This is a genomic window from Spirochaetota bacterium, assembly GCA_026414805.1.
GTDB lineage: Bacteria > Spirochaetota > UBA4802 > UBA4802 > UB4802 > UBA4802.
Map to the genome: position 1 here is coordinate 1 of JAOAIH010000032.1, position 19,481 is coordinate 19,481.

A 19,481-nucleotide genomic window follows, 5' to 3' on the forward strand; every position below is an offset into this window, starting at 1 on the left:
GTGCAGTTAGGGAAGACCTTTGCAGAACGATTAGCAAAATTCTTACGGTATGATGAAGTTTACCGCAAGAGGTATTCTATTGATGGGTGGGTGTGAAGGGTCAGAGCATAATGAATTTACTAATATAAAATTATAATTTACCGAAAAGTAAAGTGTATCATATTTTTTCAGGAGAAAAAATCATGAAATGTGACAAGTGCGGTTGTGAAGTAAATCAATTAAATCATTACTATATCCCTGACCCTAAACGTCATAAAGGGAAAAGATATTGTATCCGCTGTGCAAAAGAGGAAAATATAATAACTTTGATATAGCAACAACAATATTTTTTCCCATATCCATTTTTACTACAAAGAATTATACCATCAACATTTCACTTGACAGAGACAACATGTTTCTGTCACAATTATATTATGTTAAGCAATCAAATTTCAATTTTAATTGTGGATGATGAAGAAAAGATATGCAACAGGCTGGCCTCCGTCATACAACGAGAAGGTTATGCAGTAACAACAACTACACAACCTGAAAAAGCTATAGAACTTTTATCTACACAGAACTTTGATATAATCCTAACAGACCTCAATATGCCACAGAAAAGCGGTTTCCAGATAATGGAATACATTCAGCAGTCTGGCCTTAATGTACTTATCATTGTGATAACTGGATATGCATCTGTTGATACTGCAATACAATCTATAAAATTAGGAGCTTACGATTTCATTCAAAAACCATTTGACATCGAAACGCTCAAATTGACAATAAAGCGTGCAGCATTAACCATCAAGCTAAGAAAAGAAAACGAACGATACATCGAAGAATTAAAAAAACTGAACAATTTGAAAAATGAATTTATTTCAGTCGTATCCCATGACCTTCGTTCACCACTGGCAACTATTGGCGCATACGTCAAATACCTTACCAAAAAAGATGATTTTCCGCAAAAATATGCCCGATACCTATATATTATAGGTGACATTGCTGAAAATTTATATGCGCTGGTTAACGAATTACTTGATATTTCCAAAATTGAATTAGGTATTTTGCATTTAAACTATGAAGATGTTGACATTAACGTAATTATTAATTCAACAATAGAAAATTTTTCAACCCTGGCAAAAGAAAAGAATAATGAAATTGTTTATTCACAAAAACCTGAAAATCCTATTATCAAGATTGATAAAATCAAAATTATGCAGGTTCTGAATAATCTTATAAGCAATGCAATTAAATTTACTGAAAATGGGATAATAGAGGTTTCAGCAATTTCCCATAACAAGGGAATCTTAATTTCTGTGAAAGATACAGGGATGGGAATTGACGAAGAACTCAAAAAAAGCATTCTTGATCCCTATATCCTTTTTCATACAAACGGAACACGAGGCGAAACAGGCACAGGACTTGGCCTTTCTATATGTAAACGTTTTGTTGAACTTCATGGTGGAACAATTTCTCTTGAAAGTGAATATGGCAAAGGTAGCACTTTTACAATTTATATTCCACACGCATCGCACTGAATGTATAACTGGTAACTGAAATATGAAAAAATATCTACGGGTTAGTTTCTCCAAGCACTATCCGCTTCTGATTATAGTGACTATCTCCCTCTGTATTATTGCGGTAAGTATCATCACTATTCAAACTATTTCTCGAATATATTCAACTTCAATTGAGTATTCAAAAAAATCAACAATTGAACACATTGAATCCATGAGTACATTAATTTATAAATTTACAAAAGAATCTAATGCACCTAATAAATCATTTGAACTTATACCTGTAAAAAATAATACCTCAATATATACTGCCTATATAGTTACCCCCACAGATGATGACAGATACTATAAAGTAACAAACGTAATAAAAGGAAGACCTCAAATTAGAAAATTAACACGGTATGATTCATCTGAGGAGTTTTTGATACGCAGAGGCCTTGCTCATGTTACCATTAATCCTGTAATAGAAAGTCAGGGTACTATTTCGTATATGGAAAGCTATATACCACTTCATGGGAATGGAAAACCACACTGTTTAATAGTGCAGTGGCTTGTACCAGATACTTTTATCCTGCAAAACAAATATGATGCGCTGATAAAATCGCTGATGCAAGCAATTGCCATTATTATTCTTACAACCATCATCGTTATTGTTGTTGTTTCAATCATTCATTCCTATCGCACAAAATCGCTGATTCATGAGCTATCGCATAGCATACAAAGTATTGCAACAGGCACTCTTGATATAGCACTCAATGACAGCATTGATGGCGAACTCAAACCTATTGCAACTTCATTTAACAGCCTTGTGGAAAAAATAAAGCATAATGATCAGATGCTGCAAAATGTGCAGGAAAACATGTATGCAGATATCTTCAAAAAAGGAGTAGTTTTATTAAAAGAGAATAAATTGAATGAAGCTATGGCATGTTTCACCGTAATGCTTATGTATAAGCCTCATAGTTTTGCCAGTCTTTTCAATCTTGGAGTATGCTATGCAAAGAAGGGGGATTTACAGTCTGCACGTAAATGCTTTGAGAAGTCTAGTGAATTAAACCCTGACAATGAACTTGCCCTGCGCTATATTGAAAAAATAAAGGCATTACAATAAATATTTAATTGAATGAACAAAAGCATTGAACACAAGGTAAAGCACCTCCCATCAAAACCTGGTGTGTATATTTTTATAGACCACAAAAAAGAAATCATTTATATTGGGAAAGCTGTATCATTAAAAAAACGGGTTGCTTCATATTTTCAAAAAAATCTTGATGCTAAAACACGCGTACTTGTGTCAAATATTAATGACATTGATTATATAGTTACGCAGAGCGAAATAGAAGCGCTGTTGTTAGAAAGCTCATTAATAAAAAAGCACAAGCCAAAATACAATATACAGCAAAAAGACGATAAACGCTTTCCCTATATTGCTGTTACACTACATGAAAAATTTCCACGAGTTATTTTTACCCGAAAACTCTTTCACAATGGCGATAAATACTATGGCCCCTACACTGATGCCCATGCTGCACGCAAAACTGTTTCACTACTTAATAAAACCTTTAAGCTCAAAACCTGTACCAAGGACATACCATTAAAGCAAGGTGAGCGTCCATGCCTTAACCATCAGATTGGCCGATGCCAGGGAGTATGCAAAGGGCTTGTTACCCAAGAAGAATACCGCAATGTAATTGAAACTGTTATGCAGTTTCTGGAAGGAAATATTGATCCAGTGTTGGAAAAACTTTCAGTACTCATGCACTCTTATTCAAATGCTATGCGCTTTGAAAGCGCAGCCCAGGTACGGGATATGATTTTTGATATACAGAAAATTTTGCAAACACAGCATGTGGTAACGCCTCTGGGACAAAATCAGGATTTTATAGGCGTTGCTACTCACCAGGATGATGCATACATACTTGTATTTCAGTTCAGGCATGGCAGTTTAAGTGGCAAGCGCATCTTTGTGTACAATAATGCTTCATATACCGATCGCTCAAGTCTTATTGCTCAATTTATGGTTGAGTATTATGCACACAATGAACCACCACACACAATTGTCATCACTGAAATGATCGATGAGGGCCCTATTGTTGAAGAGTACTTACAATCAAAAACATTACAAGCGGTGCACATTGTCACACCAAAAACTGATCATGAAAAAGCTGTGGTTCAATTACTTAAAAAAAATCTTGATTTGGCGATAGCTCAAAAGATTGCTCCATCCTGGCAAAAGGCTCTTTTTGAATTGCAAGAAGTACTCCATCTTCCCACATTGCCAATCGATATTGAATGCTTTGATATTTCTAATATTCACGGCGCCTTTGCCGTTGCATCCATGGTGCACTTTACCGATGGTATGCCAAATAAAAAAGAATATCGTCGCTATCGTATTCGCGCTTACACAAAGCCCGATGATCCTGGCATGATACATGAAGTTGTGGGAAGGAGATTGCAACATCTTCTCAATGAAGGATTACCCCTGCCCGATCTTCTTGTCATTGATGGCGGCAAGGGACAGCTTTCCAGAGCGCTTGAGGTTATGCAGGCATTAGAATGTTCTGTTCCTATTATTGCACTTGCCAAACGTCTGGAAGAAATTTATCTGCCACAGGGCACTGACCCCTTGAGGCTTCCAGCAACATCACCGGCGCTAAAAATGCTGCAAGCAATCCGAGATGAAGCTCATCGCTTTGCCATAACCTACCATCGCACACTCCGTAACAGGAATATAACCGCATCCGTACTTGACCAGATCAGTGGTATTGGCTCTCAGTATAAAAAGAAATTACTGCAAAACTTTGAAACAATTGAGCAGATTATGCAGTCAGATGCAACAACTATTGCCACTACAGCAGGAATTCCTCAAAAGGTTGCACAAAAAATCTACGACTTTTTTCACAGGAATGAAAGCTAACGGTGCCTCATGCTACAGGAGCTATCGCCCAATTATATTAATTTGTGTAAGACCGTTGATAATAAACTGAACTGCCATAGCCGAAAGAATTAGCCCCATCAATTTATGTATCACTGAAATGCCCGTCTTGCCTAAAATCTGCTGAAGCTTACCGGCAAGGGCCATCACAAGCATTGCAATACAAAATGTAATGACAGAAATAACCGATATTACGGCAAGCTTTATAGTGTCACCTTGCGCTTGCGAGCTGAACATAAGTAAAGCTGCAATGTTACCCGGCCCACATAAAAATGGAATGGCAAGCGGGAAAACGGCAATATCAGTTTCAGTGTCATAGTCTCTGTCATCAAGCTTCTGCGTTCTACGAGGTCGTGCCAGAAGCATATCCATGGCAATTACAAAAAGAAGAATGCCACCTGCAATCATAAATGCTCCGGGGGTTATCCCAATAAAACCCAAAAAAATATGTGCACTGAAAATGAAAAACAATGATACTGCTATTGAAATAGCCGTTGATTTAATAATAACCCTTTTACGGTATGCTGTATCATAGGGTGCCAAGTACGCAACAAAAAGCGGAATGAGGCCTAATGGATCCACAACAAACAAAAGAGTAAAAAATACTGTTGGTATAAACGTTGATTCCATCATACAACCACATATTTCACATCAAGAATCTCCGGTAGCTGTGAAAGCTTTTCAAGCACTTCTTGTTGGATATCCTCATCAATTTCCAGTATAACAAGCGCCTTGCCGCCCCGTCGTGTGCGTGCAAGATGCAGGTTAGCAATATTTATATGATTTTTTCCTAGGAATGTCCCTATAGCACCAATAACATTGGGCACATCGTTATTGTGCATCACAAGCATTCTTCCCGAAGGTATAAAATCAATGAGGTATTCATTACAGCGCACTACCCACGGCTGTTTTGCTATCACGGTTCCCCATAGTTCATTGTGCCCCAAGCCACCTTCTGCTTTTGCCTGTATAAGGTGCGCCCAATCACCGGATTGTGTGCTTTCGCCAACATGTACCTTTATACCACGCTCAGCTGCAATCATGGTGGCATTTACATAATTTAAAGGCCTATCAATATAGGGCGATAGTAACCCTTTAAGGTACGCTGCTGTCAGAGGGTCTCTGCTGTATTTACCAAACTCCCCTGAATAATACAATTGTACAGAATTGACCTTGCCACCTAACATAATTGCTTGAAACTTACCCATACGTTCGGTCAAATTAATAAATGGCTTCAGGAAATCATATTGTTGCACATCAACTGATGCATAATTGACACTGTCATGAACAACACCCTTTGTGAAATAATCAACAACCGTTTGTGCTGCTTCAATTGCAACCGAAACCTGTGCTTCATAGGTATATGCACCTAAGTGAGGCGTGAGTATAACATTGTTGAGTTCATGAAATGGTGGCACGTCTATAGGTGGTTCCTGGGTAAATACATCCAGCGCTGCACCTGCTATTCGTCTTTCTTTTAATGCAGTATAAAGGTCCTGCTCATTTACTATTCCGCCACGGGCACAATTGATAATGCGAACATTAGGCTTTAATTTCCTTATCACATCGGCATTGATTATATTCTTTGTTTCTTCAGTTAATGGTGTATGTACACTTATAAAATCAGCTTTTTTCCATATTGTTTCAAGGTCAGCAATCTCTATATCCATATTCACCAACTTTTCTTTTGCCAAATAAGGGTCAAAGCCCAATACCTGCATACCTAATGCCTTGCATAGTTTGGCAAACTCTGACCCTACTCTCCCCAGTCCTATAATTCCTATGACTTTGCGCCTTAGTTCAACTCCTTCAAATTTAGTTTTTTCCCATTTTCTCTGCTTCATTGATGAATCTGCCTGAGGAATATTCCGTGCAAGTGAACACAACAAGGACATGGCAAACTCTGCTGTTGAAATTGTATTGCCTCCGGGTGCATTGGTAACTATTATTCCTTTTGCTGTAGCACGTTCAACATCTACATTATCCACCCCAATGCCCGCACGAGCAATAATTTCAAGTTTGGTTGCTGCATCTATTACATTTGAAGTCACATGTGTTGCAGAACGGATAATGAGAGCATGGGCATCAGCTATTTCTTTTTGTAATGCAGCCTCAGTAAGTCCCGGCTTATAAACTATATCAAAATCAGGATTGCCCTGCAAAAGTTGCAAACCTTCTTTAGCAATTTCATCCGTAATAAGAATTTTTTTCCTCATGAGCCCTCCACTTTTTGTGTATTAGTAGTATTAAAGTAGAGTAAACGCTGTCAATTGTCAACAAATAGAATGTGGTTAATAATAAACTTTTGGAATCTTTTCAACCATCTTTAACTGGATATAATTCACACTTTCCACGCACTGTAGAAAAAAATGATATGTGATAGAAAATATTTCAGATATTCATTCTTTCTACATTACGGCAGTAATGCGCTATCACCCGCCTATCATTTTCTTTGCTTCCACCACCACGCAGCAATGGAGCCAGAAATATTGTGCCATATACTGAATATAGCTCCTGGCAGAGCAGCTAATGCAGTAAAATGCATTACTGCCAGTGATACTGCAAGACCGGAATTTTGCATTCCTACCTCAATTGCAATTGTTCGCCGTTCTTTTTCATCAAAATGCATTACAAGACTTGCTACATACCCCAACACCAGCCCCGCACCGTTGTGGAGTATAACTGCCACTACTGTGAGTGCACCCACAGCATGCAATGTGTGAGCATTTGCTGCAGTAATGCCTGCTATAATAGTAACTATCGCCATAACCGAAACCGAAGGCAGTATAAATATAATACGTTCAACTGTATTTTTAAAAAAAATGCGCGTTACTACACCCAGTGCCACAGGAATAATAATAACCTTAACAATTGAAATGAACATGGAAAATACCGGCACGCTTACCCACCGCCCCGCATACAGATACGTGAATAGTGGAGTAAAAATAGGCGATAGCAGTGTACTTGCGGTAGTCATTGCAACCGACAATGCAACATTCCCACCCGCCAGATATGTGATAACGTTTGATGCAGTGCCTCCGGGGCAACTGCCAACAAGGATTAGCCCAGCAACTATTTCCGAAGGAAGCGGAAGCAGTATGGTAAGCACAAATGCTATCAAAGGCATTATTGCATATTGAGCCACCACACCAGCTACTAGTGCTCGTGGAAATTTTGCAACATGCATAAAGTCATCAGGCTGTAATGTAATCCCCATGCCAAACATGATAATTCCTAAAAACATGGGAATAGAGTGTACCAGTCCTTTGAATGCATCCGGGAAAAAGTATCCACACAAAGAAAAAACTACTACTAATGGCAGGAAATATTGTTCTATACTACGTGTAATGGCACGCATGAAAGTAACCCATGAATATATTTAAAAAAAGAATATATGGCGATAGTTACTAGATAAGAGACTGTTGCAGCTCATAATAATGGCATTATCTATATGTATGATAAACACTATAAAAATAAAAAATTTCTGGTGTCATACATCAATGATTACACGATACAACCTTACGTTTGGGATTACTACCATCACTTTATTATACGCAGCCAATTCGCTCTCCCCGGGAATCGAACCCAGACACACGGCTCCGGAGGCCGACGCTCTATCCATTGAGCTAGGAGAGCACTGTAGGTTGCACTAACTTAGCTATTGCACTAGATACATGTCAAGATAATTTATTAGGTCACTGTCTATATATTACAGGTTAAGAGCAAACATGGCACACGCCCGACAGCATCAGTAAAATGCACAATGGGCTAGCAATATATTATAATAAATATTCTTTTGCAATTTCATCAAGAGTTAACACCGAGTTAGGCAAAAGCAGGTCTGGTACTTTTCCGTATTTCTGTTTACATTGGAACCGCTTACACATATTCCTGCCTTCAATGCCCGCAAGGCAATATTTGGCTTTAAAAGCTAACGTTGTGAATTGCATATCCGACAGAATGCCTGTAAAAATTGGACAATTTTCCGCATAGGGACATTTGTCTTTCATGATCAAAACCCAAAACAGCAATTGTTACAATACAATTATAGCACAGAAAGAGGGGTAGAACTCAAATTCTTTTTTATGCTTTCAATTACCTTTAATACGATGGCAAGAGGTAAAGAAACATATAAGCTCAAGAAAATTGATACGATTTCAAAACTATACAATTAACTCAGATATTTGCATTTTACATTATATATACATTATACAGAGAATTTTTTAAAGGATTAATACAAATTTTTTTTGTTTTTTTGCCGATATAAGCTATAAATATTCTTGACAAGTAAGCAACAAAATTTTTTTTGGTGCTATACTTTCCTCCAATTTAATGATTGGCGAACCTCCAAATTCTCTTTAGAGGGGAACCCTCTTCCCCTCTACTTTTTTTATTAAGGGTAATGTAGTAAAAACGTATGCAATTAATAAAATCCCTGATATTCATTACGAGCAATACGATACTTTCTCCTATAATACTTGACAATAGCAGGCTTTATCATAAGGTAGCTAGCAATAATCCTGTCGGGCCATCCATATTCCAGGAGTTTCAAAATTGTTTTTCTCATGCTTCCCTCCTTGATTTAGGGCAGACTATTCCGTTAGGGTAATATTATTAGTAAATTTAAATTTTGCAAGCTTTTTTTGCTAAAAAAATTAAAAATTTTTCCGATAATGATTATTTTGGCACAATTATTTTATGTCACATTAAAGGAGTGTTAAGTAGGAATAAATTATACTTGTTTTTTAATCCCTTATTTTGTATTGTATCCTGCACCATAGATATTTAATTTGTAACAATTATGAAAAAGTGAATATCATAAAAGGTTATGGCACGAGCAAATAAATTTACTATTGAAGATAATATCGTAAACAGCATTATTGGCGAAGGTTCTGAATTCAAAGGCGAATTTAACATTAACGGTTTGCTACGCATAGATGGTAAATTCAAGGGAACTATCGCCACCGATGGAAAAGTACTTATAGGGCAAACTGGCGAAGCTATCACCGACATACAGGCGCGGGTAGTAGTTATTGGTGGCACTGTCAAAGGCAATATTTATGCCACTGAAAGGGTTATCATGCTTTCAACAGGAATCATACATGGTAATGTCATTACGCCAAGCCTCATCATGGAAGATGGTGTTATTTTTGAGGGTAACTGCATCATAAACAAGAGGCAAGAAAAACATGATTGAGATAGTACCCCCAAATCAGAAAAAGGAAGAGCAAAAAATTGTTAAACGCAAAAAAGGAACAAAATCTACCAGTTTGCATTCTACATTCAGGACAACGTTTGAGAGTACTCTTGAGTTTTCACTTCCCGAAAACCTTGATGAACTGCTTGATGACCTCAAAGATCAGGAAAAGAAATTTATGGCTGACCCTTCGCTCTACAATATGCAGCGGTACAAGGCTCTTGTTCAGAAGATTTTGAAAATACTTGTAAGTGATGAATACGTAGTAAATATTTTACAGCGCAAACGTCGCGATCGCGCTGATTTTGTAATCATCCAGCAAATACAAAACAAACTTGAAGAAATTACAAAAGCGTATATAACCAACAACAAAGCATTTGATATGTTAAAAACCTTTGATGAAATCAGAGGTTTAATCCTTGACCTTATCCACTAACAGCATGACACAAATTTTGGGCAATACTATCCAGCAATCAATTCTATTGCACAGTGTACAAAATAACAGCCTTCCCCATTCTTTGCTTTTTTCAGGGCTGGAGGGCATTGGTAAAAGGCTTTTTGCCATTAAGCTTGCAAAGACCATGCTTTGTGTGCACCACACGGCCTGTGACAGTTGCCCTCAATGTTTACAGATTACACACAACACACATCCCGATGTTATTGTGATTGGACCAAACCAAAAAGGCACCATTCCCATCGGCAGCGAAGATCAGGAAGGGACTATCCGCTGGCTTATTGGCCGTGTGAACCTGGCTTTGGTATACGACTTTAGGGTTATTATCATCAACGATGCGCATTGCATGAATGTCCAAGCGCAGAATGCGTTGCTTAAAACTATCGAGGAACCGCCTGTAAATACGTTTATCATCCTTGTAAGCTCTGAACGCAATCAGCTGTTGCCTACCATCCGTTCCCGTGTTGCGGAATATGTTTTTCATCCTTTAAGCGATAGCGACCTCGTATCCATCATGGAACACAATGGAGTTGACATGCAAAAGTATGACTCCATCATCCCTATTGCAGGAGGGTCTGCATCGTATGCTCTGACCCTTGCCGATGATACAATCTTTTCACAGCTGAAAGAGGCGTATGCTGCAATTATACGCTTTGTGTGCAATCCTGTGGTATTTACCTATGAGCTATCGCCCCTTATCCAGGCTATTGGTGCATATACAACAATTGACCTTTTGATCAATATGTTCAGGCTTCATTGCACCAATTCAAATGACATGTTTCCATGGTTTGAAAACAAGCTTGACTCTGCACGTGCTATAGAAATTATTAAAATATTACTTGAACTGCGCAAAGGTATTTCCCACAATATTAATATTAGAATGGCATTGAAAGGTATGCTATACTCTTTATGTTTTACTAAATAAATATTTTTTTATGCAAGGTTAACTATGGATATTACAGGAGTAAAACTTAGATGCAGCCAGCAGGTGTATTATGTATATACTAACAATCTTTTTGTACGCCGCAATTCCTTATGTGTTGTTGAAACTGAACATGGTATAGATATAGGCAGAGTTTTTAAAAAGCTTACTTGGCTACCTGATGAATCAATTAAAGTTGGCGGCAAGCTTATACGCCTTGCCACACAGGAGGATTTAAGCATCCTGCCACAGATTGAAGCCCTTGAGGACAGGGCTTTTTCAGTATGTAAGGAAAAAATTGCTGAGAAAAAGCTGGAAATGAAGCTTGTTATGGTCAAAAGCCTTTTTGATAAAACCAAGATTATCTTCTACTTTGTGGCTGATGGGCGTATTGACTTCAGGGAACTGGTGCGCGATTTAGCTGCAGTATTCAGGACTCGCATTGAGATGCGTCAGATTGGTGTGCGCGATGAAGCTCGTATGTGCGGTGGTTATGGCACTTGTGGCAGGCAGTTATGCTGTGTCAACCTGAAAGAAGAATTTGAACCTGTATCTATAAAAATGGCCAAAGACCAAAATATGAACCTGCATTCACTAAAAATATCCGGGATGTGTGGCAGGCTTTTGTGCTGTCTTGGGTATGAGTATCACATATATCGCGAGATCAATGAATCGCTCCCAAGCCCTGGGTATCAGTTTATAGTGAATGACATCCCTTTTGTTGTTGAGGCAATTGACAGCCTAAAAGAGTCATTAATATTAAAGCATAATTCCCATACTGTTGCTATCCACAGGGATGATATCAAAAATGAAAACGGGACATTTGTTTTAAGCGATAATGCAATTGCAAAAATAAAACATTCACTGGAAGTTGTGACCGAAGAGGTGTAATCAATGGAAAAGCGCTTTTATGTTACCACACCCATTTACTATGTCAATGCAGAACCGCATATAGGACATGCCTATACCACCATAGTAGCTGATTTTGTGAACCGCCTGTACAAGATGCGTGGCTATGAAACATTCTTTTTAACCGGCACTGATGAACATGGTGACAAGATAGTCAAAGCTGCCATGCAAAATAACGCACAACCGCAGGATTATACTGACAAAATCAGTGCTATTTTTAAAGCACAGTGGCAGGCAATGGGCATTGAGTTTGATGATTTTATTCGCACTACTGAAGAGCGCCACAAGAAAGTGGTGCAGTATGTATTACAGAAAGTATATGATAATGGTGATATCTACTTTGGTAGCTACGGTGGCTACTACTGCTTTGGCTGTGAACGCTATTTTACTGAAAAAGAAATGGTTGATGGCAAATGCCCCGATCACCAAAAGCCACTGGAATTTATTAAAGAAGACAATTACTTTTTCAAAATGAGCAAATACCAGCAATGGCTCATTGATTATATCAATACACACCCTGATTTTATAAGACCTGAGCGCTACAAAAACGAAGTGCTTGCAATGCTTGAGGGTGAAGCACTTGAGGATCTATGTATTTCACGACCAAAAGCGCGCCTTTCCTGGGGTATACCACTGCCCTTTGACAATAACTTTGTTACTTATGTGTGGTTTGATGCATTGATAAATTATATCAGCGCTATTGGCTATCCTGATAGCGACCTATTTAAAAAATTCTGGCCTGTATCCAACCACATTATAGCAAAAGATATTGTGAAGCCGCATGGCGTATTCTGGCCTACGATGCTTAAAGCCGCAGGTATTGAACCCTACCAGCACCTCAATGTGCACGGCTATTGGAATATGGAAGCTGCAAAGATGTCAAAATCGCTTGGCAATGTGGTAACGCCATCACAGCTATTAGAAAAGTACGGCAACGATGAAATCCGCTACTTCTTTTTGCGAGAGATGACATTTGGGCTTGATGCTAAGTTTTCAGAAGAAGCGATAATTAATCGCATTAACTACGATCTGGCAAATGACTTGGGCAACCTTATTAATCGCACATTTAATATGGTACAGAAGTACTGTGAAGGAAAGGTGCCACCATTTCACAGTGAAACTCCTGCTGGCAGAGATGCAATGCAAAAATCATTGAGCGACGCAATGCATCACTACTTTGATTATGTGGAAAGCTTTCAGTTTAACCTGGCACTTGAACGCCTGTGGGATTTTATCAGGTATTGCAACAAATACATCGATGAGCATAAACCATGGCAAATTGCAAAAGAAAATAATACAGCACAGTTGCAATCGCTTTTACGAAATCTTTTAGAAGGGATTTATGCGATTGCTATCTTGTTATCACCAGTATGTATTACCAAATCGCCTATCATCATAAAGGCACTCAATGCCCCGTCACACTATCCAGTGGAAAAACTTTATGAGCTATCGGCACTTACTGATGGCAGTATAATTAACAATCTTGGTATATTGTTCCCCCGCCTTGAAAAAGAAAATAACAACTCAGTAACACAAAAACAAAAAAAAGAGGAAAAGCCTATGGAAACAGCACCTGAAGGCCTTATTGACATTAAGGACTTTATGAAGGTTGAGCTAAGAATTGCTAAGATATTACAGGCTGTGGCAGTAGAAGGCTCATCAAAACTCATTGAACTGCAGATAGATACCGGCAAAGATACTCGCACTATTGTAGCAGGACTTGCACCACACTATACACCCGAATATCTTGTGGGCAAAAAGATAATAGTGGTAGCAAACCTAAAACCGGCTACACTTTTTAAACGAACATCGCATGGGATGCTATTGGCAGCTAAATTGTCAAAAGACGACAAACCAATTTTGATAGAAATTGACGATAAGGTTCCAGTGGGTGCTGTACTCAGCTAATATTCTTTGAGGCACTATGAAGATTGGACTTATATCCGATACCCATAACGATATTGAGCTTATACAGAAAGCAATTTCTATATTTAAAGAACGTGGTATATCAGTTATCATCCATGCAGGCGACCTAACATCATCAAAGATTATTGCACTGTTTAAAGGTTTTGACGGAAGATTTGTACTGGGCAACTGCGACATTGATGTAGAAGAAATCAACAAAACAGCATCAGAATGTGGATTTGGCTGCGTGGAACACTCATGTGAGTTTACTATTGATGGCAAGCGTTTCAAGGTATTCCATGGTAACAATGTTCCTATGTTCAGGGAAGCCGTTAACAGTGGCAATTACGATTACATCATCAAAGGTCATACGCATATTTTTGAAAATTATGTGAGCGGCAAAACTCGCATTATTAATCCTGGATCACTCTACCGAGGGGAAGAACATACAGTCGCTATTCTTGATACACAGACCGACAAAGTGGAAAAAATACGCATAGACGTAGAGGAATGATTATCGCTGGCCTTTGATTAAACCCACAATGCGTTCAAAATCATCAAGAGAATAAAAGCTGATTTCAATGCGCCCCTTGCCGCCTGAGTGCCTAATTTCAACGCGTGTACCAAGGTGCGAAATTAGTTCTTCCTCAAGTTTACGTATATGCGCATCTTTTACTTTCTTTTTCTTTTTGCCACTTGCTTTTGGTGTTTCAGCAATAGCTTTTTCAACATCTCGTACCGAAAGTCCCTGATGAACAATCCTTTCAAAGAGCGCTTCCTGCTCATCCTCAGGTACGCCCAAAAGCAGCTTTGCATGGCCAACATTTATTCTTCCATCCTGTAATGCCTCCTGTATGTGTTCAGGTAGGTTAAGAAGGCGCATTATGTTTGCAATTGTTGCCCTATCTTTACCCACGCGCTCAGCTATTTCGGATTGCTTCAATTTGAAGCGCGTTGCAAGTATCTTATATGCTTTTGCTTCTTCAATGGGATCAAGGTTTGTCCGCTGAATATTTTCAATTAATGCAAGCGTCAGGTTTTGCTCCTCGGTTGTATTCATAACAATAGCTTTAATGGTTGGCTTTCCTAAAAGCTTACAGGCACGCCACCTCCGTTCACCGGCCACAATGAAATATTCCTCACCTTGCTTGCGTACAATGATTGGCTGTAGTAGTCCTACATGCTGAATGGATTGTGCAAGCCCTGCTATCTCTGCTGCATCAAAATGGGCTCGCGGTTGATCAGGATTTGGCATAATAGAATTTATTGGTATATCTACAATACGTTCCTTATCCTGCAATAATACCTTTTCAAAATCACTCACTGGTGTTGGCGAAGTCGTGATGATTGCTCCCAATCCTTTGCCTAAAACCTTTTTTGCCATTGTCTGCTCCTGTTACTTTTCCTTAGAGCTATCGCACACTCTGAATCAGTTCATTTGCTAACTGCTCATAGCTCATACTGCCACTTGAAGCTCTGTCATAAAGATTAATTGGCTTGCCAAATGATGGGGCCTCGGAAAGTCGCACATTTCGAGGTATAATTGCCGAGAAAACCTTATCTTTGAAAAATTGTTTCACATCTGCAACTACCTGCTGTGAAAGATTGGTACGCGGATCATACATGGTCAAAAGCACCCCTTCAATCTCTAACTTTGGATTGAGCGTATCCTGCACCATAGAAATAATTTTTAATAGCTGACTCAATCCTTCCAGTGCATAGTATTCACACTGCAATGGAATAATAACCGAGTCAGAAGCAACAAGGCTATTCAATGTCAAAATTCCCAATGAAGGGGGGCAGTCAATTAGTATAAAATCAAATGAAGCACGTATTGATTCAAGGGCTCTCTTTAAAAGATACTCCTTATCTTCCATATCCATCAATTCCACCTGTGCACCTGCCAGATGCATATTGGAAGGCACCAGATATAGATTGTCGATAGTTGTTTTAAAGATTGCATCCTTTACGGGAATCTGGCCCAACAGCACCTCATACACTGTTGTCTCCATCTCCTCAACATTAACCCCAAGGCCAAACCCGGCATTTGCTTGCGGGTCAATATCAACAACCAGCACTTGCCTGCCCTTTTCTGCTAGAAATGCTGCCAAATTAACAGCAGTTGTGGTTTTGCCAACCCCTCCTTTTTGATTGGATATGGATATTATCTTACCCATGGCAAGCTCCCTTTTTACAATTGTAACAAACGTTTGGTGATATTACATAGCTAAAATTTCATTACAAGCAATTCAACTACTGCTGTATCCTGTGACAATAATGTAAACATTATTTTTTATAGAATAGCAAAAAGCATACATATGTATGAATGGTATATCCTCAATTGCAAGCTTTTTTACAATATAATCATGCTATTACTTGTGTCGGTGCAGAATATGCCCGTCTCTGAACCAGTACCGCCGTTTTCCAGTAAAGCGCCTGGGATTAATCCTTTTCCACGTAAATCCAATAAGTACAATAACAGCAATAACACCCATACTCACACGTACAATTGGCATATATGGCAGTATACGCCTGCCATGTGCAACAACTAATGCAAATGGTTTATAGGGTGTTCTTTCGCATTGATATACAGTAACAATGACTTCCTGTTTCATGGAGTTGTAAAACAGTATTTCATTTACATATCCACTATCCCAGGAACCAATCAGTTTTTTCCCTGCAAAAATATCCACCTGCACAGGATATGTAGATGGGAGATAGATAGTAATAGTGCCTACAGGCAGTGTACATTTATAACTTCTGGCATATTCATTGCCTTTGAATGTGTCAACAACTGATAGTGCAATGCTCTGACCCCAATACCAGGCTTTTTGTACAAGCTCATCAACCAGCATGCCATAAGCTGTCCTGAAAATGAAATAGCGCATGTAGAGGGAATCCTCAGCAGTATGGTAGGCAGAATAATACACCACCCCTTTGCCATATTCTTTATAAAAAGCCACTGGACCTTCCCGCTCACCACCAACAGTTGGAAAATAGCCTTTAGCCAATATGGATGCATTTACCCCCTGCAATGCTACCCACCCGTTATAATTTATATTCAACTGTATGTCATCCCGCATAACAAATGATGAAAAGTCATTGGTTAAAAAACTATGTATTTGCCCGCTTGTTCCATAATGGGGAAAGTTATTAAAAAAAGATAGTGAACATCCCAGCGCTTCAACAAACCTGTAAGAAAAGCCTGCAGCATAAACTCTGCCACCACTTTGTACAAATTCACGTAGAAGCGTGTTCAACCGAGTATAATCTATTCCTTCATAATCATCTTTTAATGCAACACCCTGAACTCGATGCCCATGCGCCATTACCTGTATGCTGGCCTCAATTGGCTGCTCAACGCCACAGGGTATAAACACAGCATCAAACCCGGACAAGGAGCTTTCGCCCGCCACAATTGATGCACGTTTTACAATGTAAGAGATATGATATTGGTCAAGTAATGATGAAAGATTATCATGGTATGATTTAAACACCAGTATACGAGGCGCAGCATGAGCCTGTAGCGCTACAAATATGAGAACAACAATGACCAGTTTCTTCATGAAAGACTCCGTATCTGAGACAGTATCCTGGTGCGCTCATCCAATATACCGTAAAGCCTGTCATTTAAACATATATGTGCCACCTGAAGGCAATATGCAACCATTTGAGGGAACACTCCATCGCGCAGCATAGAATGTATCACTGGCTTATGAAGCATAAGCTTTGCAAGGGGTCTTGGCCTAGAAAAGCCGGTGATAATACAATCTGAAAAAGGAATAGGAATTGCTTCAGTATCATTAAACGGAGAAAAACCTGCAGTATGGACAGAAAAAGGTGTCCGCAATATCACATCATCCCTACCCGGCGATCCATTTAAAACCCAGCGCCGATGACGATTATATAAAATAAATAACTCAATGCCAATATCATAGCACATATCTCCAATCACAGTCATAAACCGTTCAATGGGATAAAGGCTTTTTTTCTTTTTGTTAATGCCTTCTATTAATTCATCACGTGTCACATGAAATGTAGGATTATTTGTCCTGAAAGTATTTATTTCCGACAGTATCTCGGAAAAGCGTGCAAGTTCATGGGAAAAATAGGTTTCAGCAAAAATACATCCTTCAAGCTGTGTCTTATTATTTTCAAAATAAATCATAGTGCCATCAATCAAAACGCCATATTGATTAATAAATCCCAGAAGCATCCCTTCAAGCGCAATAAGAATATCTTTATTGTATACGTCATCAAATACCTCATTGCGCTTATCTACCATCTTTCGTTGGTCATCAAATCCCTGAACAGCAACTTCTTTGCCCTCGGGAGCATAGGTTAAAAATCTATACAGCTCATCGTATGGGTCAAGTTTCCTGTGGAGTTCTTCCTTAGCTTTCTTTTTCAACGATTCAGGATCTTTGCCTGCCTTCACCAACTGTTCATGGTCAAAATTCCATTGAGTATCCGAAACCTTTGGCGCAGCAATATCAAACAGTGTAACTATATCACTTAGCACAACAGGTTTCCCCAGCACCAGTGCTTCTACACAAGCAATACAGAATGCTTCAAACGAAGGTAATGATCCTTCTTTTTTAAGCATTATGGTTAGCGAACACTCATTGGTGCTTGAAGGATACAGAATGCATCGCAGCATGGTAATGAAATCATAAATATATTGCTCTATATCCAGATTCTTTTTATTCATTGAGTCGCTTTTGGCAAGATCCTGGCTTTCTCTTAGCTTCTGGTCAATTAATTGAATCATAGCCTCTTTGGTTTGTGCATCACACAGGGAAAGTTTCAACATGGAATTCATATAGGGCGATAGTAACTGCTTAAAACTCTCAGGCCTAGTCCATTTGAGCTCAATATACTCTTTGTCTAGAAGGCAGGAAGATCCCAATGCATTATACAGAACAACACAATAATTAAAATATTTTGGATCAGTAATTGACTGATCATTGACAATGTCACAGAGCACTCTGTAGAGCCGCTGTCGCAAGGCATACTGAAGTTCAAATAATTTCTGAGAAAGCTTTAAAAAACGCTGAGACGGAATAAGGCGCCGCAAAAAGCCAATGCCAAATTTGTTATTTACATGGACAAGTAGCCTTTTTTTAAAGAGTTTAGTGTGCTTATACTTTTGATACATATACGGAGTATTCTTTGAGTTATACTCCTCTAGCTTTCTATATTCTTCACCCTTCACTTCTACCTTGCTGGGAGCAACAGGCTTAACAGGCTTATCAGGATAATTTTTTACCAGATCTATAATGGCATTGTATTTTTCTTCTTCAAGTATCCGCTCGTTGGCAAGTAATGCCCTCACAATTTCCATTTTGGCAGGAGGTATGTCTTTTGATAAAAGGAGTGCCTTTGCCTTTCGTTTCAATGCTTTAATATCTGTTTGCATATTCCCCTTACTATAACAATTGTCGATAATAGTAAAATCAAAGCACTGATGTGTCAAGATTAATTATTACGGCAAAGCAAGAGGGGACTTTTTCCATTCAATTTCAGGGAAAATTTCACATCATCCAGCTAAAATATTTTATCTTTTTGTGGAGTAAAAAAAAATAATACAAATACAATGCTCTGACTTAAAAAAAGTAAGGGTTTATTAATATCTCCTACTTTTTTAACAAAATAAGACCACT

Annotated in this window: 19 protein-coding genes and 1 tRNA gene; 10 read left to right on the plus strand and 10 right to left on the minus strand. The window is 38.6% G+C overall.

The genetic code is table 11. The features are described from left to right. The first annotated feature begins 182 nt into the window (after positions 1-182). The 4 genes from N3F66_08005 (at position 183) to uvrC (ending at position 4,413) form a co-directional block, all read left to right on the plus strand. A complete protein-coding gene (locus N3F66_08005) occupies positions 183-314 on the plus strand; it encodes a hypothetical protein (GenBank protein ID MCX8124092.1) in 132 nt (43 codons plus the stop codon). Positions 315-413: 99 nt separating this feature from the next. Then, complete coding sequence (locus N3F66_08010; GenBank protein ID MCX8124093.1) at positions 414-1,517, plus strand: hybrid sensor histidine kinase/response regulator; 1,104 nt, start codon at positions 414-416, stop codon at positions 1,515-1,517. Positions 1,518-1,539: 22 nt separating this feature from the next. Beyond that, positions 1,540-2,607 (plus strand): tetratricopeptide repeat protein, encoded by a 1,068-nt coding sequence (locus N3F66_08015; GenBank protein ID MCX8124094.1) that lies wholly within the window; start codon positions 1,540-1,542, stop codon positions 2,605-2,607. A 12-nt stretch (positions 2,608-2,619) separates the two neighbouring features. Beyond that, the gene (uvrC, locus tag N3F66_08020) at positions 2,620-4,413 is read left to right on the plus strand and encodes an excinuclease ABC subunit UvrC (protein ID MCX8124095.1); all 1,794 of its coding nucleotides are present in this window, start codon (positions 2,620-2,622) and stop codon (positions 4,411-4,413) included. Between the two features lie 21 nt (positions 4,414-4,434). On the opposite strand, the gene N3F66_08025 is transcribed toward uvrC, so the two are convergent. The 6 genes from N3F66_08025 to N3F66_08050 all read right to left on the minus strand — a co-directional run bounded on the left by N3F66_08025 (position 4,435) and on the right by N3F66_08050 (position 8,998). Further along, positions 4,435-5,064, minus strand: coding sequence for a MarC family protein (locus tag N3F66_08025; protein ID MCX8124096.1), 630 nt, complete (start codon positions 5,062-5,064; stop codon positions 4,435-4,437). Beyond that, on the minus strand, positions 5,061-6,647 hold the full coding sequence (serA, locus tag N3F66_08030) for a phosphoglycerate dehydrogenase (protein ID MCX8124097.1): 1,587 nt from the start codon (positions 6,645-6,647) through the stop codon (positions 5,061-5,063). The genes N3F66_08025 and serA overlap by 4 nt, the downstream gene beginning before the upstream one ends. 227 nt (positions 6,648-6,874) lie before the next feature. Then, positions 6,875-7,789, minus strand: coding sequence for a bile acid:sodium symporter family protein (locus N3F66_08035; GenBank protein ID MCX8124098.1), 915 nt, complete (start codon positions 7,787-7,789; stop codon positions 6,875-6,877). A 206-nt stretch (positions 7,790-7,995) separates the two neighbouring features. Beyond that, positions 7,996-8,067, minus strand: a tRNA-Arg gene (locus N3F66_08040). A 143-nt stretch (positions 8,068-8,210) separates the two neighbouring features. After that, a complete protein-coding gene (locus N3F66_08045) occupies positions 8,211-8,441 on the minus strand; it encodes a hypothetical protein (protein MCX8124099.1) in 231 nt (76 codons plus the stop codon). A gap of 413 nt (positions 8,442-8,854) precedes the next feature. Next, positions 8,855-8,998: a hypothetical protein gene (locus N3F66_08050; GenBank protein ID MCX8124100.1), complete on the minus strand. Its 144-nt coding sequence runs from the start codon at positions 8,996-8,998 to the stop codon at positions 8,855-8,857. Positions 8,999-9,259: 261 nt separating this feature from the next. On the opposite strand from N3F66_08050, the gene N3F66_08055 reads away from it, so the two are divergent. The 6 genes from N3F66_08055 to N3F66_08080 are packed head-to-tail and all read left to right on the plus strand — an operon-like array spanning position 9,260 to position 14,332. Further along, on the plus strand, positions 9,260-9,628 hold the full coding sequence (locus N3F66_08055; GenBank protein ID MCX8124101.1) for a polymer-forming cytoskeletal protein: 369 nt from the start codon (positions 9,260-9,262) through the stop codon (positions 9,626-9,628). Then, positions 9,621-10,064 carry a YaaR family protein gene (locus N3F66_08060; protein ID MCX8124102.1) on the plus strand — a complete coding sequence of 148 codons (444 nt, stop codon included), beginning with the start codon at positions 9,621-9,623 and terminating at the stop codon, positions 10,062-10,064. Before N3F66_08055 ends, N3F66_08060 begins: the two co-directional genes overlap by 8 nt. Next, positions 10,048-11,007, plus strand: a complete 960-nt coding sequence (locus tag N3F66_08065) for a hypothetical protein (GenBank protein MCX8124103.1) — start codon at positions 10,048-10,050, stop codon at positions 11,005-11,007. The genes N3F66_08060 and N3F66_08065 overlap by 17 nt, the downstream gene beginning before the upstream one ends. A gap of 24 nt (positions 11,008-11,031) precedes the next feature. Further along, positions 11,032-11,895, plus strand: a complete 864-nt coding sequence (locus N3F66_08070; GenBank protein MCX8124104.1) for a stage 0 sporulation protein — start codon at positions 11,032-11,034, stop codon at positions 11,893-11,895. 3 nt (positions 11,896-11,898) lie between these two features. Next, on the plus strand, positions 11,899-13,821 hold the full coding sequence (gene metG, locus N3F66_08075) for a methionine--tRNA ligase (protein ID MCX8124105.1): 1,923 nt from the start codon (positions 11,899-11,901) through the stop codon (positions 13,819-13,821). Between the two features lie 16 nt (positions 13,822-13,837). Continuing rightward, a complete protein-coding gene (locus N3F66_08080) occupies positions 13,838-14,332 on the plus strand; it encodes a YfcE family phosphodiesterase (protein MCX8124106.1) in 495 nt (164 codons plus the stop codon). Here N3F66_08080 and N3F66_08085 read toward each other — a convergent pair whose 3' ends face one another. The 4 genes from N3F66_08085 to N3F66_08100 form a co-directional block, all read right to left on the minus strand. After that, positions 14,333-15,202 carry a ParB/RepB/Spo0J family partition protein gene (locus tag N3F66_08085; protein ID MCX8124107.1) on the minus strand — a complete coding sequence of 290 codons (870 nt, stop codon included), beginning with the start codon at positions 15,200-15,202 and terminating at the stop codon, positions 14,333-14,335. Positions 15,203-15,230: 28 nt separating this feature from the next. Further along, positions 15,231-15,995, minus strand: coding sequence for an AAA family ATPase (locus N3F66_08090; protein MCX8124108.1), 765 nt, complete (start codon positions 15,993-15,995; stop codon positions 15,231-15,233). A 195-nt stretch (positions 15,996-16,190) separates the two neighbouring features. Further along, on the minus strand, positions 16,191-17,384 hold the full coding sequence (locus N3F66_08095) for a hypothetical protein (GenBank protein ID MCX8124109.1): 1,194 nt from the start codon (positions 17,382-17,384) through the stop codon (positions 16,191-16,193). After that, entirely contained in the window at positions 17,381-19,237 is a 1,857-nt protein-coding gene (locus N3F66_08100; protein MCX8124110.1) for a glycosyltransferase, read from the minus strand. The genes N3F66_08095 and N3F66_08100 overlap by 4 nt, the downstream gene beginning before the upstream one ends. Positions 19,238-19,481 lie beyond the last annotated feature (244 nt).

Bases quoted from the DNA above. Each gene is read 5' to 3' on its own strand.
- N3F66_08080 (MCX8124106.1), top strand. From the start codon at position 13,838: ATGAAGATTGGACTTATATCCGATACCCATAACGATATTGAGCTTATA.
- N3F66_08055 (MCX8124101.1), top strand. From the start codon at position 9,260: ATGGCACGAGCAAATAAATTTACTATTGAAGATAATATCGTAAACAGC.
- metG (MCX8124105.1), top strand. From the start codon at position 11,899: ATGGAAAAGCGCTTTTATGTTACCACACCCATTTACTATGTCAATGCA.
- N3F66_08060 (MCX8124102.1), top strand. From the start codon at position 9,621: ATGATTGAGATAGTACCCCCAAATCAGAAAAAGGAAGAGCAAAAAATT.
- N3F66_08100 (MCX8124110.1), bottom strand. From the start codon at position 19,237: ATGCAAACAGATATTAAAGCATTGAAACGAAAGGCAAAGGCACTCCTT.
- N3F66_08005 (MCX8124092.1), top strand. From the start codon at position 183: ATGAAATGTGACAAGTGCGGTTGTGAAGTAAATCAATTAAATCATTAC.
- N3F66_08015 (MCX8124094.1), top strand. From the start codon at position 1,540: ATGAAAAAATATCTACGGGTTAGTTTCTCCAAGCACTATCCGCTTCTG.
- N3F66_08035 (MCX8124098.1), bottom strand. From the start codon at position 7,789: ATGCGTGCCATTACACGTAGTATAGAACAATATTTCCTGCCATTAGTA.
- N3F66_08085 (MCX8124107.1), bottom strand. From the start codon at position 15,202: ATGGCAAAAAAGGTTTTAGGCAAAGGATTGGGAGCAATCATCACGACT.
- N3F66_08070 (MCX8124104.1), top strand. From the start codon at position 11,032: ATGGATATTACAGGAGTAAAACTTAGATGCAGCCAGCAGGTGTATTAT.
- serA (MCX8124097.1), bottom strand. From the start codon at position 6,647: ATGAGGAAAAAAATTCTTATTACGGATGAAATTGCTAAAGAAGGTTTG.
- N3F66_08045 (MCX8124099.1), bottom strand. From the start codon at position 8,441: ATGAAAGACAAATGTCCCTATGCGGAAAATTGTCCAATTTTTACAGGC.
- uvrC (MCX8124095.1), top strand. From the start codon at position 2,620: ATGAACAAAAGCATTGAACACAAGGTAAAGCACCTCCCATCAAAACCT.
- N3F66_08090 (MCX8124108.1), bottom strand. From the start codon at position 15,995: ATGGGTAAGATAATATCCATATCCAATCAAAAAGGAGGGGTTGGCAAA.
- N3F66_08010 (MCX8124093.1), top strand. From the start codon at position 414: ATGTTAAGCAATCAAATTTCAATTTTAATTGTGGATGATGAAGAAAAG.
- N3F66_08095 (MCX8124109.1), bottom strand. From the start codon at position 17,384: ATGAAGAAACTGGTCATTGTTGTTCTCATATTTGTAGCGCTACAGGCT.
- N3F66_08050 (MCX8124100.1), bottom strand. From the start codon at position 8,998: ATGAGAAAAACAATTTTGAAACTCCTGGAATATGGATGGCCCGACAGG.
- N3F66_08025 (MCX8124096.1), bottom strand. From the start codon at position 5,064: ATGATGGAATCAACGTTTATACCAACAGTATTTTTTACTCTTTTGTTT.